The following is a 13,585-nucleotide window of genomic DNA, read 5'->3' as shown; positions in this document are numbered from 1 at the left end:
CGTGGGACAGACCGTTCTGCTCCGTCCTGTGACGAGATTCAGCGAGTCGGCCCCGGAGAACGGCCCTCCGCGCCGGTTCGATGCCACGATGGGTCCGAGGAGGTCCACTATGCGGCTGTTGGTGGTCGAGGACGACGACGAGATGCGTGCCCTGATGGAACGCGGACTCGCGGCCGAGGGGTACCGGGTCACGGCCGTCGAGAACGGTGTCGAGGCGCTCATCGCCCTCGGCGAGCAGGCGTTCGACCTGGCGGTCGTGGACGTGATGATGCCCGGCATGTCCGGCTTCGAGCTCGCCCGACGGATCCGTGAGCGCGAGGACCCCGTGCGGATCCTGCTCGTGACCGCGCGCGACGCCGTCGACGACCGCGTGTTCGGGCTCGACGCCGGTGCGGACGACTACCTCACCAAGCCCTTCGCCTTCGCCGAGCTCACCGCCCGGCTGCGTGCCCTCGGCCGTCGCGAGTCCGCCGGGGCGCCCCGCACGATCGAGGTCGGGGACGTGTCGATCGACTCCGAGGCGCGCCGCATCTCGATCAAGGGGCAGCGCGTCGCCGTGAGCCCCACCGAGTTCGCCCTGCTCCGACTGCTCGCCCGCTCCGCAGGCAGTGTCGTCGACCGCCCGAAGATCCTCGAAGAGGTCTGGGACGGTTCGCAGCACGTCGACCCGAACGTGGTCGAGCAGTACATCTCGTACCTCCGCAAGAAGCTCACCGCGCACGAGGCCACCGTCGCCATCGCCACGGTCCGCGGTCGCGGGTACCGCCTGGATCTGCTCGGGGCGTGAGCGGGGCCGACGACGCCCCACGATCGGACCGCCGACGCGGCGGTCCGATCCGGCCGCTGCGTCGGCTGTCGCTGCGTGCCCGGATCACGATCGGCTCGACGGCGATCGCCGCGATCGTCATCCTGCTGCTCGTCCTGGTGATGCGGTTCCAGGTGGTGAGCGTCGTCGCGAGTGCGACGCGCACGCTGCTCGACGCCGACGCCGACCCGTACGTCGCGACTCTCGAGGTCGACAGCGACCCCGACCTGTCGCCGCCGGGCAACGCGCAGCTCGTCGCCGTCGTGTCCCCGTCCGGCGAGATCGTGCTGTCGACGATGCCCGATCGTGTCGAGCAGGCGCTCGGCAGCCTGCGGTCCACCCCTGCCGGCACCTCGATCATCACCGTCTCCGGCTCGGAGTACCGCGTCGTGGTGGAGCACCCCGTCAACGAGGCCGGCCGCTGGACGGTTGTAGCCGCCCGCAACTCGCAGGCCGAGGCCATCGTCGTCGACGACCTCACGACCACCCTGTCGTTGACCGGTCTGGCCATCCTGCTCGCCTTCGGCGTGGCGTCCTGGGTGCTCGCGACCACCGCGCTGCGCCCGGTGAACCGGATGCGCCGCGAGGCCGAACGGCTCTCCGTCGCCCCGGAGCGTGCCGAACTGCCGGTGGGCCCTGCCCAGGACGAGCTGGCATCCCTGGCGACCACGCTCAACGCCTTCCTCGCCCGGACCCGGCAGGCGACCGAGCGCGAACGCCAGATGGTGTCGGACGCCAGCCACGAGCTCCGGACACCCCTGGCGATCCTGACGACCCAGCTCGACCTCGCCTCGCTCGACGGGAACGACGCCGCCGCCCTCGCCGCCCACATCGAACGCGCCAAGCACAGCGTCGCGCGGTTGTCGCGGCTGGCGAACGACCTGCTCGCGCTGTCGCGGATCGAGGAGTCGGAGCGCCGTGAACAGGACGGCGACCGGCGCCCCGAGACCGCGTGGTCGGACCTCGGCGACGAGGTGATGGCCGCGGTCGACCGCGTCCGGCTCATCGCCTCGGCGAAGGACGTCACCGTCGACTTCGACCTCGAGCCGCCCGTCGCCGTCGGCGGTTCCGGCCCGGGCATCGGCGGCGGCACCGTCGAACCGCGGTACCGGATCGACACCGGCGGGATGGCCCAGCTCGTGACGAACATCGCGGGCAACGCCGTGTCCGCACTCCCCCGCGGCGGCGGCATCTTCGTGTCCTGGCGGAGCACCGGCGGCGAGGGCGTGCTGCAGATCACCGACGACGGCCCCGGCGTGCCCGAGTCCTTCATCCCGGTGGCGTTCGACCGCTTCACCCGTCCGGACGAAGCCCGGACGTCCCGCCCGAACCCGGACCCGTCGACCGGTGTCGGAGCCCTGCCCGGCGGCTCCGGGCTGGGACTCGCGATCGTGCGTGCGGTGGCGGAACGAGCGGGAGGCACGGCGTCCCTCCGCAACGTGCCCGCCGGTGGGCTCGAGGTCACGGTCCGCCTGCCCGAGGTGCGCTGAGCACGACCGTTCACTCGGGCACGACCGCTCACTCGAGTGCGACCGCTCACCTGCGCACGACCGCTCACTGGAAGTCCCGCGAGCGGGTGCGGACGGACAGCGACAGGTGCTCGATGCGGTCCGCCACCAGGTTGACCACCCCGTCGGGTGAGCGCTCGAGGATGCCCCGGACGATCACCGCCGGGGACTCCCGCGCCACCCGGCGGAAGCGCCCCCAGACCCCGACGCTGCAGATGACGTTGACCAGCCCGGTCTCGTCCTCCACGTTCAGGAACGTGATGCCGGAGGCCGTCGCCGGACGCTGCCGGTGCGTCACGATCCCGCCGACCTCGACCCGTCGTCCGGTCTCGGCGGTCGCGGTGTCCTGCACGCTGAGCACCCGGCGGGCGACGAGCCGGTCGCGCACGTGCCGGACGGGGTGGTCGTCGGTCGTCATGCCCGTCGACCACATGTCGGCGATGAGCACGTCCCCGCTCGTCATCTGACCGAACAGCGGCGGCTGCACGAACACCTGTGTGTCCGGCAACTGGTCCGGACGCTCGGCGGCCGCCTGGGCAGCCGACCACATCGCACCGCGGCGGTCGATGTCGAACGGAGCGAAGGCGTCGGCCGCGGCGAGGGCCTCGAGCTGCGGCGTGGTGAGCCCGACCCGCCGAGCCAGGTCCGACATGTCGCGGAAGGGACCGTTCGCGTCCCGCTCCGCGACGATCTTCTCGGCGCTCTTCCGGCTGAGCGACGCGACCTCGGCGAGCCCGAGCCGCACGGCGAAGGCACCGTCGCGACGGTGGCTCGCGGTGTCGTCGGGGAGCGCCTTGTCGAAGGGCAGCACCGGGGGCTGCTCGGTGGCCAGGCAGGCGTCGTCACCGACCGGGGCGTCCCCGTCCGGCAGCGGTTCGAGCGTGGCGTCGACCCCGGACCGCAGGATGTCCGGTCGCAGCACGCGGACGCCGTGCCGTCGGGCGTCGGCCACCAGGGTCTGCGGTGAGTAGAACCCCATCGGCTGCGCCCGGAGCAGCGCCGCCAGGAACGCCCCCGGGTAGTGCAGCCGCATCCACGCGCTCGCGTAGACGATGAGGGCGAAGCTGATCGAGTGGCTCTCCGCGAAGCCGAAGTTCGCGAAGGCCTGGATCTTCGCGTAGATCGCGTCGGCGTCCGCACCGTGGATGCCGTTGTCCGCCATCCCCGTGTAGAGCTTGTCCCGCAACCGGTCGATCTTCTCGTGCCCGCGCTTCGACCCCATCGCCCGTCGCAGCAGGTCGGCGTCGTCACCGGAGCAGTTGCCGACCGCGATCGCCATCTGCATGAGCTGTTCCTGGAACAGCGGGACCCCGAGGGTGCGTTCGAGCACGGGTTCGAGCGCAGGGTGCATGTAGGTGATCGGTTCCTCGCCCGTGCGCCGGCGGATGTACGGGTGCACCGCGCCGCCCTGGATGGGCCCGGGTCGGACGAGTGCGACCTCGATCACCAGGTCGTAGAACCGCCGCGGGAGCAGTCGGGGCAGGGTGCCCATCTGCGCGCGGGACTCCACCTGGAACACCCCGATCGTGTCCGCGCGGCAGAGCTGGTCGTAGACCCCCTGTTCTTCCTTCGGGATGGAGTGCATCTCCCAGCGCTCCCCGCAGTGCTCTGCCGCCAGGTCGAACGAGTACTGCAGGGCCGCGAGCATGCCGAGCCCGAGCATGTCGAACTTCACGAGCCCCATGTAGGCGCAGTCGTCCTTGTCCCACTGCAGCACGGTGCGGCCGTCCATCCGGGCGTGCTCGATCGGCACGACCTCGCCCACCGGACGGTCGGTCAGCACCATGCCGCCGGAGTGGATGCCGAGGTGCCGCGGGAACCCGAGGACGTCGCTCGCGAGCCCGACGACCGCCGGCGGGATGTCGTGGTCCTGGCTCTCGGTCACCGAGCCCCACCGCTCGACCTGCTTCGACCAGGCGTCCTGCTGCCCGGGGCTGTGGCCGAGCGCCTTCGCCATGTCACGCACCGCACCCTTGGGCCGGTAGGTGATGACGTTCGCGACCTGGGCGGCGTTGTGCCGGCCGTACTTGGCGTACACGTACTGGATCACCTCTTCGCGGCGATCCGAGTCGAAGTCGACGTCGATGTCGGGTTCCTCGTCGCGCATCGCCGACAGGAACCGCTCGAACGGCAGCCCGTACCGGATCGAGTCCACCGCGGTGATCTCGAGCAGGTAGCAGACCGCCGAGTTCGCCGCCGAGCCCCGCCCCTGGCAGAGGATGCCCCGACCGCGGGCGTACTGCACCATGTCGCGCACGATCAGGAAGTACCCCGGGAAGTTCTTCTCCTCGATCACGGACAGCTCACGCTCGATGCGCTCCCGCTTGCGGGGGTCGACGCCGTCGGCGCTGCCGGGGTAGAACCGCCGGGCACCCGTCCACGTGAGCTCGCGGAGCCACGACATCGCGGTGTGTCCGTCCGGGACGTCGAGGTCGGGCAGTCCGGGCTGCACGGTCTTCAGCCGGAACCCGAGCTCGTCGGCGAGCTCCACGGTCCGCTCGATCGCGCCGGGGTAGCGCCCGAACCGTCTGGCCATCTCGGCGCCGGAGCGCAGGTGGGCGGTGTCGGCGGCCGGCAGCCAGCCGTCGATCTCGTCGAGGCTGCGGCGGGCGCGCACCGCCGCGAGTGCGGTCGCCACCGGGAACCGGTCGGGGGTGGCGTAGTGCACGTTGCCGGTGGCGACCAGGGGCAGCGCGTGCTTCGCGGCGAGGGCGGCCAGGGCGTCGTTGCGGGCGCTGTCGAGCGGGTCGCCGTGGTCGAGCAGCTCCACGACGACGTTGCGGCTGCCGAACCGGTCGAGCAGCACCCGGAGCGCGGTCTCGGCGGCGGACTCGCCACCCTGCTCGAGGGCCTGCCGCACGGAGCCCTTCCGGCACCCCGTGAGGACGCGCCAGTGCCCGTTCGCCCGCGCGGCGAGGTCGTCGAGGTCGTACTGCGGGCTGCCCTTCTCGGACCCGGCGGCCAGGTGTGCGCTCGTCACCGCGCCGGCGAGCCGGTGGTAGCCGTCCTGGCCGTCGGCGAGCAGGAGCAGGTGCGAGCCCTCGGGGTCGGGCACACCGTTCTGCGGTTCGGTCAACCCCAGGGACAGCTCGGTGCCGAAGACGGTGCCGACCTGCGGGTACGACTCGGCGACCTCGGCCATCCGGGCGGCCCCGTAGAAGCCGTCGTGGTCGGTGAGCGCGAGGGCGTGCAGTCGGAGCCGAGCAGCTTCTTCGAACAGGTGCTCGGGCTGACTGGCGCCGTCGAGGAAGCTGAAGGCCGAGTGCGCGTGCAGTTCGGCGTACGGCACCACGGGTCCGCCGTCGGTGTCGAGCGGTGACGGGACGTACGGCTCGCGCTTCCGCGACCACGCCGGGCTGTCGCCGCCGTCGCCGTCGTGCGCCGTGCCCGGGCTCCGCTTGTCGGACAGCGCGCGCTCGAACTGCGACCACGGGATGGGTGGGTTGCTGTAGCCCATCAGGTCACGCTCCTGTTGGTGGTGGTGGTCGGGGTCACGTCGCGATCGCCTCGGCCCACCAGCGGTGGTCCGCCAGCACCAGGTACCAGGCACGCCCCTCGGCGTCGACGAGCTGCAACCGGTGCAGGCGTCGGCCGCCGGACTCCCACCACCGCACGACGAGCGGCCACGGACCCGCCCAGGCCGTCACGGCCGAGAAGCCGCCGCCCCGGTCGCCCTCGGCACGGAACCGTTCGGGTGCGCCGGACAGCACGCCGCGCTCGTCGACGTCGACGCTCACACCACCGACGGCGACGACGTCGACCGGTCGGGGGCGCTCGAGCACGGTGGCGGGGGGCGGGCCGGGTAGCTTGCCGGGCCACGGGCGGTCGCGCACGGTCGCCAGGGCTCGCTCACCACCGGCTGGCGCGTCGCCCCACGGCACGAGCACCACGCGCTCGGACAGGGTGCGGCCACCACCGATGCGCGGACTCACCACACCGTCGTGGCCGACCATGCCCTGGATCCGGGCGAGGCCGTGGTGCACGCGCTCGTCCGGGCCGGAGCCCCACAGCCCGCGCTCGTGGTTCGCCATGTCGTCGACGGCGACCGGCTCGAGCACGACCGAGGTGACCGGCGCCTCGAGCCCGCTGGGGTCCACCCCGCCGGCGAGCTGCCACCGCACCCGGTCGACCACGTCGGCGGCGTCGAACCAGCGCGGGTGCGCCCAGGTCCGTTCGAGCAGGATGTCGCGCTCGTCGACGATCCCCACGCGGATGGTCGTCGCCACGAGCCCCGCGGCCCGGAGTCGCTCGGCGAAGTCGTCGGCGGAACGCCGGAACGCGAACGCGATCTGGTCGGCACGGTCCAGCGGGGGTTCGAACGACGCCTCGACCCGGAGTTCCGGCGGGATCTCCCGCGCCGCGATCTCGCGGGGGTCGCGGCCCCCGGCCAACCGGTGCAGGAACGCCCCGGCCACGCCGAAGCGGTCCCGCACCTGTTCGTCGCCGAGTGCCGCGAAGTCGCCGAGCGTGGTGATGCCGAGCCGGTCGAGCACCGTCGTGAGGTCGGGGTCGCCGAGCACACCGAGCGGCAGGTGCGCGAGGAAGTCGGCCGATCCCCCGACGGGCACGAGCCGCACCCGTTCACCGGGACGCACCGGACGGGCCCGGGCGGCCTGGTCCGCCGCGAACGGGGTGTCGGCCACCCCGGCCCGTACCGCGGGGGCGCCGTGGTCGGCCGCGATGCCGGCAAGGGTCGCCGCCGCCGCGCGCTCACCGCCGTAGTACCGGGCCGGCCCGCGGGCGCGGAGCGCGAGGGTGCCCGGCCGCAGCACCTCGACCCCGGGGACCGCTGCCTCGACCGCCCGGATGACGGGCTCGAACGCGCGGTGGTCGAGGGCGTCGTCGTAGGGCTGCACGAGGAGCTCGGGGCACCGCGCCTGCGCCTCACGCACGCGGAGCCCCCGCACGACACCCTGCTCACGCGCGGACGCGGAACTCGCGAACACGAGCCCCTTCGCGGTCAGGGCGAGTGGCTGCTCCGGCGGGGTGCCACCGGCCCGAGCCGCAGCGATGACCGGCCAGTCCGGGCACCAGAGCACGATCGTCCGGGTCGGGGGTGGTTCGGGCAGTGCCGCTCCCCGCGTGATCGCGTCGGTCCGGACGCGCCCGGAGGCGATCACGACGCCACCGCCACGGGCCGCAGCACGCGGGTGTCCCCGGAGCCCACCGTCGGCACCGCTGTGGCGGCCCGGACCGCACCGTCGGCCGCGGGCAGGAGCAGCTCGGCGGTCGCCGGACGCACCGCGCCGGCACGCCCGGTCGCGGTCACGGTGGCCCGGCGCTCCGTCAGGTGGCCGTGGCCCTGACCGATGCCGCTCCACGTCGAGGACGTGACCCGCAGCGTGACGTCCGCCCCGGGCCAGGAGCCGAGCGCGACGAGTGCGCCACCGCGCTGTCGCAGCCGAGCCGACAGCCGTGCCACGTCGCCCGGCACGACCCGGCCGAGCGGTCGGGTGAGGACGATCTGGGCGACGTCGGCCATCGCCGCCGTCACGGCGAGCCACTGGTCACCGGGATCGGGGACGAGCACGAGCCGTTCGAGGTCGATCCCCGCGGCGGCGGCGGCTTCGATCCCGAAGGACGGCACCCCGACGACCGCACACCACGCCCCGGCCGCCGAGGCCGCCTGCAGCATCGTGATCGCGAGCAGCACCGACTCGGGGACGGCGTAGGTGCCACCGACCCGGATCGCGCCGCCGGGCAGCAGGGGTTCGAGCGCCGGGGCCGTGGGGAGCCCGGCGGTGTCGACCCGCGTGGACTCCATGTCGGCCACCCGGGACCGCAGGGACGTGATGCGGTCGAGCGCGGCCCGGGCATCGCTCAGGTGGTCCGTCCCACGGCGCGCACCGCCACCGCCCGCGCCGCTGCCGCGTGCAGCACCGCTCCGCCCGCCCCGGTCCGGGGTGGGCGACCGGAGTGCCGCCGCCGTCTGCATGCCCTCATATTCGAACATGTGTTCGATGATGTCAATCGCGTCCGACATCTGTGGACAGTCCTGATGAACACGTGTTCGGATCAGGGCATCAGCTCACCAGCTGGCCACCGCCCCGACTCCGCCGAGCACCGACCGCGTCTTGGTCTCGACCTCGTCCGCCTCGTCCGCGGGCACCGACGACCAGGTCACCGCTCCCCCGGCTCCGAGGGTCCGGGAACGCACCGCCCCCGACTCGTCGAGCACGGTCACGAGGCTACGGATCGCCACCGACAGGTCGACCGCCCCGCTGGCCGAGAAGTACCCGATCGCGCCCGAGTACACCCCGCGCGGCGCCCCCTCGAGCCGGTCCGCGATCGCCGTGGCACTGCTCTTCGGTGCCCCGGTCATCGACCCCGGCGGGAACGCCGCGTGCACCACGTCGGCCCGCGACGTCCCCGGCGGCAGCACCGCCCCGATCGTCGAGACCAGCTGGTGCACGCTGGCGTACGTCTCGACGGCGCACAGCCGCTCGACGTGCACCGACCCGGGCACCGCGGTCCGCAGCAGGTCGTTCCGCAGCAGGTCGACGATCATCACGTTCTCGGCGCGGTCCTTCGGGCTCGCCGCCAGGTCGTCCCGCGCGGCCGCGTCCGCCACCGCGTCGGCGAGCCGCCGCCGCGTGCCCTTGATGGGTTCCGCGAGCACCGCTCCGGCCGCGTCGATCCGCAGGAACCGCTCCGGTGACCGGCTCGCCACGCGCAGCGGGCCGAGCCGCAGGAACGCGCCGAACGGGACGGGGTCGGACGCCCGCATCCGCAGGTACTCGCCCAGGTGGGGGTCCGTACCGGGGCCGCCACGGGCCTCCTGTCCGACCGCGAAGGCGGTGGTGAGGCAGACCTGGAACGCGTTCCCCTCGCGGATCTCCGCGCGGCACACGTCGACCGCCCGCTCGTAGGCGGCGCGCGTCACGCGTCCGGTCGCCGCGGACACCCCGGCCGGGAGGCCCGTGGCCGCGTCCACGACGCCGGCCGACGTCGTGGGGGTGCTCAGCTCCTCGAGCCACGCGCGGTTGCGCGCACTGGCCGCCGGTTCCGCCTCGGCGACGAGCGCGAGCGCCCAGGCGCCACCGGTGTGGTCGACGACGACGGCTCGGTCGACGAACCGCAGGTCGGCGTCGGCGTGCCCGTCGGCGGTGCGGTCCGGGCCGCCGGACTCGCGGCCGAGCTCGTAGCCGAGGAACCCGACCCAGCCCAGCGCGAACCCGCACCCGACGACCGGTTCGGGCAGGCGGGGCGTGCGTCGGAGCAGGTCCGCCAGCACCGCGAAGGCTGGACGCTCCTCGGATCGGGCAGACCCGAACCACTCCTCGGCGGGCGCGGCGACGGTCAGGTGCGCACGACGGTCCTGGTGCCGGAACCGGGCGGCGAACGGCCCGTCCGTCCACGCCAGCACGGACCAGCGCGCCCGGGGCCGAGCCGTGGCGGGAGCACCGTCCGGCAGGCCGGAGTCGAGCCACACCAGGTCCCCGGCGACCTGCGCCGCCAGGGCCGCGAGGTCGGGGGCCGGGTCGAGTCGGCGGATCTCGACGCGGACGACGGGGCCGGGGGTGGTCAGATCGCGGCGATCGTCCATGCGGCGGCGTGCGAGGCACCGGGCGCGAGCACCACGAGGCCGCGGTCCTCGCCGTCGTTGAAGGCGTCGGGGGCGCACGTCATCGGCTCGACGGCGAGACCGGCGCGGTGGTACTCGGGGACGACGTGGTCGGCGGTGTGCACCTGTGCCCAGCCGCACTCCGGCCCGAAGGTCGCACGGACCCCGTGACCGTCCGCAGCCGTGACCGCGATGGTGGCGAGGCCGGCGGTGTCGCGGTCGAAGCCGGTGAAGGCGTGGTCGATGAACCGGTCACCGATCAGCGTGGGCGTGCGCAGGTCGAACTCGTCGTGCACGGGGACCAGGTCGGTCGGGACGAGCCGGTCCGGCGTCACCTCGAGCACCTGGGCGGCGGGGAGCGTCAGGGTCCAGTCGTCGACGGTGCCGGCACCCGCGACGAGGTACGGGTGCGGGCCGGTCCCCCACGGCGCGGCCTCGGCCCCGGTGTTCGTCCCGGTGATCGTGGTGTGCAGCCCCTCGGCGTCGAGCCGGTACTCCACGGTGACCTCGACGCGGTACGGGTAGCCCTGCTGCGCCTGGACGGTCGTGGCGAGCACCACGCGGTCGTCCGCCTGCTCCTGCACGCGGAAGTCCGTCCACGCGACGAGTCCGTGCAGGGCGTGGTGCCGTGCGGGCTCGGTGAGGGCCAGCTCGTGGTCGACGCCGCCGAAGGAGTACTCGCCGTCGACGATCCGGTTCGGCCACGGGGCCAGGACGGCACCGCGGAAGACCGGGCGGACCTCGTCGGCGTCGAACGGGACGACCAGGTCTCGGCCCTCGTGCCGCAGGGTCCGCAGTGTCGCTCCGACGGTGGCGACGTCGGCCGTGTACCCGGCGGAGGCGATCGTCAGCGGGGACCCGGACAGCGGCGCGTCGTTGCTCATGCGCTCAGCGTATCGGGCCACCGAGCACTGTCGGACGCACGAGAAAACCCCCACCGTTCCGAGGAACGATGGGGGTTCTGGGTGGATCTGAGGGGACTCGAACCCCTGACCCCCTGCATGCCATGCAGGTGCGCTACCAGCTGCGCCACAGACCCAGATCGTGTTGCTTTGCACCAACCGGTTCCCCGGAGGCACCATAGAAGCGTACACCATGCGAACGCCGGGCGACGAAATCGAAGCCGTCACCCGGGCGCGTCGCTGATCAGGCGGTGTGGTCCACCGGAAGCTCGAGCGGGATCGTCGGGCAGTCGGCCCAGAGACGCTCGAGCGAGTAGTACTGGCGGTCTTCGTCGTGGAAGACGTGCACGATGATCTCGCCGAAGTCGATGAGGACCCAGCGGCCCTCGGTGCGACCTTCGCGGCGGAGCGTCTTGGCGCCGAGCTCGAGGAGGCGTTCCTCGACGGCATCGGCGATGGACTGCACGTTGCGCTCGTTCCGACCGGTTGCGAGCAGGAACACGTCCGTGAGCTGCAACGGCCCGGTCACGTCGAGAGCGACGAGGTCCTCGGCCTGCTTGGCGTCGGCCGCGAGTGCTGCGGCCTGCACGAGTTCCAGTGCGCGAGTGGAGGCGGTCACGGATTCCTTCCGGTCGTCGAACCGACGGACAGCCGGTTCGCTTGATGGGTCACGATCATAAGCCACCCCGCCGACAGCGGCCAGGCCAGGGTCGGCGGGGTGGTGGAGAACGGACGTCGGGGACGGCAGCGGTCAGCCGCCGAACGCGTGGGTGGTGAGCAGTGCGGTGATGATGACACCGGCCGCAGCCAGCCCGACCGCGCCGACCGTCACACCGAGGATCAGCGGCGTGCGCGACTCCTTCGGCTTGGCGGCGGCGAGCACGACCTGGCGGGTCGAGGTGTGGCTGGACACCGCGCGACTGGCCCGGACCGGGCTGGCATCGGTGTCGGGCTGCTCGTCCTGCTGCTCGAGCAGGCGGTCCACCTCGGCGCCGTCGATCGGCCGGTGCGACCCCGTCGACGACAGCGACGCCGGCAGGTCGATCGACCCGGTCAGGATCACCTCGCCCGTCGCGTTGAGTGCGCCGGTGGGGTCGGCCAGGGCCGAGTTCGGCAGGATGATCGCGTTCGTGTTCGTCACCGCGACGCGGCGGGTGCCGGTCTCGGCGTCGTGCACCTCGGAGTCGTTCGAGTCGTGCGCCTGCTGGGACCAGTGGCCGGCGGGCGGCGCGAAGGCCGTGGTCACCGGCTTCGGCTCGGTCGGACGCTGGAACGCGGCGGGGACCTTCGGGGCCTCGGTCGCGGGCTCGGGCAACGGCACCTCGTTGGTGTCGTCGTCCTCGGCGTCGAGCGAGAGCGGGAACACCGCGGGGGTCGCTGCGGCGGCGTTCGTCGGGATCGGCACCGGCGTGACGGCGGGCTGCGACCCGGCAGCGGGAGCCGGAGCGTCGTGGGCTGAGCGGGCCGGAGCGTCCTCGGACGTCTCGTCCGCCGGGGCGACGTCGGTCGCCTCGTCCGAAGGGGCGTCGGTCGCCGACGCGTCGGACTCGGTGACGTCGGCGGGCGGCGACCACGTCGACCGGTGGCGGCGGGGCTCCTCGGCGTGCGCGGCGGCTTCATCGAGGGGCTCGAGCGCGTCCGGTGACCCGTCCGCCTCGGTGGCCTGGGCAACAGCGGCCTGGTCGAGGACCGTCGGGGCAGCGGGCTGCTCCTCGTGCGCGGCCTCGGCGTCCGGAGCGCTCTGCGGCGCGGCGGTGGGGTCGATCGTGTCCACCGACCCGAGGACGTCCTCGACGGTGCGGTCGGACGACTGGGGCGTGGGGTTCTGCAGCGGGACCGGCAGGACCGCCTGGCGCTCGGCGGCACGGAGCTGCCGGATCTGCCGACGGGTGAGCCCACCACTGCCGGGGACGATCTCGGTCGCGGAGGCCGGCGGGAACGGCGGCACACCGGCGGCGGGCGCCGACGCCGGGACGGACGGGGCGGACCCGGGCGCGGTCTGCGCCGATGCCGGCGCGGACGACTGGGCGGGGCCACCGGGGGCCGGGGCGACGTGCGACCCGGGACGGCGGCGGGACTCGGGGGTCTCGGCGGCGGGTGCGGCGACGGTCGGGGGCGGCGTCGCGGGCTGCGAACCGGCCGCGGCGGCACGCTCCCGCTCGCGCGCCTGGCGCCGCGACAGGGGCGGCTGCGCGTCGGACGAACTCATGCAACGCTCCGATACAGATGGTGCTTGGAGATGTACTGGACGACACCGTCGGGAACCAAGTACCAGACGGGGAAACCCCGTCGAACCCGGTCACGGCAATCCGTCGAGGATATGGCCAGTGCAGGGACTTCGAGCAAGCTTACGTCCCGCTCGGGCAATCCGGTGATGCTCAAGGCGTGTCCCGGACGCGTCACGGCCACGAAGTGCGCGAGGTCCCAGAGACCATCATGGTCTTTCCAGTCGACGATCTGCTGAACGGCGTCTGCGCCCGAGATGAAGACGAGCTGGGCATCCGGTCGCTGTTCGTGCAGGTCCCGCAGGGTGTCGACGGTGTACGTCGGCCCGGGGCGGTCGATGTCCACGCGGCTGACGGTGAACATCGGGTTCGACGCGGTGGCGATCACGGTCATCAGGTACCGGTGCTCGGCGTCGGTGACGTCGGACTTCATGTACGGCTGTCCGGTGGGGACGAAGACGACCTCGTCGAGGTCGAACGCCCGCGCCACCTCGGACGCCGCGACCAGGTGCCCGTGGTGGATGGGGTCGAACGTGCCACCCATCACGCCGATGCGTGGCCGTCCGGTGGTCTCGAGCATC

10 protein-coding genes and 1 tRNA gene are annotated in these 13,585 nt (G+C 73.2%); 2 read left to right on the top strand and 9 right to left on the bottom strand.

The window, feature by feature from the left end:
• Window positions 1-109 precede the first annotated feature (109 nt).
• On the top strand, window positions 110-787 hold the full coding sequence (locus DEI85_RS05270) for a response regulator transcription factor (protein WP_017885962.1): 678 nt from the start codon (window positions 110-112) through the stop codon (window positions 785-787).
• The gene (locus DEI85_RS05265) at window positions 784-2,295 is read left to right on the top strand and encodes a sensor histidine kinase (RefSeq protein WP_111123101.1); all 1,512 of its coding nucleotides are present in this window, start codon (window positions 784-786) and stop codon (window positions 2,293-2,295) included. Before DEI85_RS05270 ends, DEI85_RS05265 begins: the two co-directional genes overlap by 4 nt.
• Window positions 2,296-2,359: 64 nt before the next feature.
• On the opposite strand, the gene DEI85_RS05260 is transcribed toward DEI85_RS05265, so the two are convergent.
• From DEI85_RS05260 to nadD, 9 genes are all read right to left on the bottom strand, one after another.
• Window positions 2,360-5,770 (bottom strand): error-prone DNA polymerase, encoded by a 3,411-nt coding sequence (locus DEI85_RS05260; protein ID WP_111123100.1) that lies wholly within the window; start codon window positions 5,768-5,770, stop codon window positions 2,360-2,362.
• Between the two features lie 34 nt (window positions 5,771-5,804).
• Window positions 5,805-7,433 carry a DNA polymerase Y family protein gene (locus DEI85_RS05255; protein WP_110859237.1) on the bottom strand — a complete coding sequence of 543 codons (1,629 nt, stop codon included), beginning with the start codon at window positions 7,431-7,433 and terminating at the stop codon, window positions 5,805-5,807.
• Window positions 7,430-8,296: a DnaE2-dependent mutagenesis accessory factor ImuA' gene (gene imuA' / locus DEI85_RS05250; RefSeq protein ID WP_284183488.1), complete on the bottom strand. Its 867-nt coding sequence runs from the start codon at window positions 8,294-8,296 to the stop codon at window positions 7,430-7,432. Before imuA' ends, DEI85_RS05255 begins: the two co-directional genes overlap by 4 nt.
• Before the next feature lie 45 nt (window positions 8,297-8,341).
• Entirely contained in the window at window positions 8,342-9,859 is a 1,518-nt protein-coding gene (locus tag DEI85_RS05245) for an anthranilate synthase component I family protein (protein ID WP_111123099.1), read from the bottom strand.
• Entirely contained in the window at window positions 9,838-10,761 is a 924-nt protein-coding gene (locus DEI85_RS05240) for an aldose 1-epimerase family protein (protein WP_111123098.1), read from the bottom strand. The genes DEI85_RS05245 and DEI85_RS05240 overlap by 22 nt, the downstream gene beginning before the upstream one ends.
• A gap of 82 nt (window positions 10,762-10,843) precedes the next feature.
• Window positions 10,844-10,916, bottom strand: a tRNA-Ala gene (locus DEI85_RS05235).
• A 107-nt stretch (window positions 10,917-11,023) separates the two neighbouring features.
• Window positions 11,024-11,398: a ribosome silencing factor gene (rsfS, locus tag DEI85_RS05230; RefSeq protein WP_027464721.1), complete on the bottom strand. Its 375-nt coding sequence runs from the start codon at window positions 11,396-11,398 to the stop codon at window positions 11,024-11,026.
• Window positions 11,399-11,530: 132 nt separating this feature from the next.
• Complete coding sequence (locus tag DEI85_RS05225; RefSeq protein WP_111123097.1) at window positions 11,531-12,988, bottom strand: hypothetical protein; 1,458 nt, start codon at window positions 12,986-12,988, stop codon at window positions 11,531-11,533.
• Window positions 12,985-13,584 carry a nicotinate-nucleotide adenylyltransferase gene (gene nadD / locus DEI85_RS05220; RefSeq protein WP_110859233.1) on the bottom strand — a complete coding sequence of 200 codons (600 nt, stop codon included), beginning with the start codon at window positions 13,582-13,584 and terminating at the stop codon, window positions 12,985-12,987. The genes DEI85_RS05225 and nadD overlap by 4 nt, the downstream gene beginning before the upstream one ends.
• Window position 13,585: the final 1 nt, after the last annotated feature.

Source organism: Curtobacterium sp. MCBD17_026 (assembly GCF_003234895.2).
In the GTDB taxonomy this organism is placed as follows: Bacteria; Actinomycetota; Actinomycetes; order Actinomycetales; family Microbacteriaceae; genus Curtobacterium; species Curtobacterium flaccumfaciens.
The sequence above is the reverse complement of the archived record's forward strand: the minus strand, read 5'-3'. Positions and strand labels throughout refer to the sequence as shown.

Bases quoted from the DNA above. Each gene is read 5' to 3' on its own strand.
- DEI85_RS05270 (WP_017885962.1), top strand. From the start codon at position 110: ATGCGGCTGTTGGTGGTCGAGGACGACGACGAGATGCGTGCCCTGATG.
- DEI85_RS05260 (WP_111123100.1), bottom strand. From the start codon at position 5,770: ATGGGCTACAGCAACCCACCCATCCCGTGGTCGCAGTTCGAGCGCGCG.
- imuA' (WP_284183488.1), bottom strand. From the start codon at position 8,296: ATGTCGGACGCGATTGACATCATCGAACACATGTTCGAATATGAGGGC.
- DEI85_RS05245 (WP_111123099.1), bottom strand. From the start codon at position 9,859: ATGGACGATCGCCGCGATCTGACCACCCCCGGCCCCGTCGTCCGCGTC.
- DEI85_RS05240 (WP_111123098.1), bottom strand. From the start codon at position 10,761: ATGAGCAACGACGCGCCGCTGTCCGGGTCCCCGCTGACGATCGCCTCC.
- DEI85_RS05225 (WP_111123097.1), bottom strand. From the start codon at position 12,988: ATGAGTTCGTCCGACGCGCAGCCGCCCCTGTCGCGGCGCCAGGCGCGC.
- nadD (WP_110859233.1), bottom strand. From the start codon at position 13,584: ATGCTCGAGACCACCGGACGGCCACGCATCGGCGTGATGGGTGGCACG.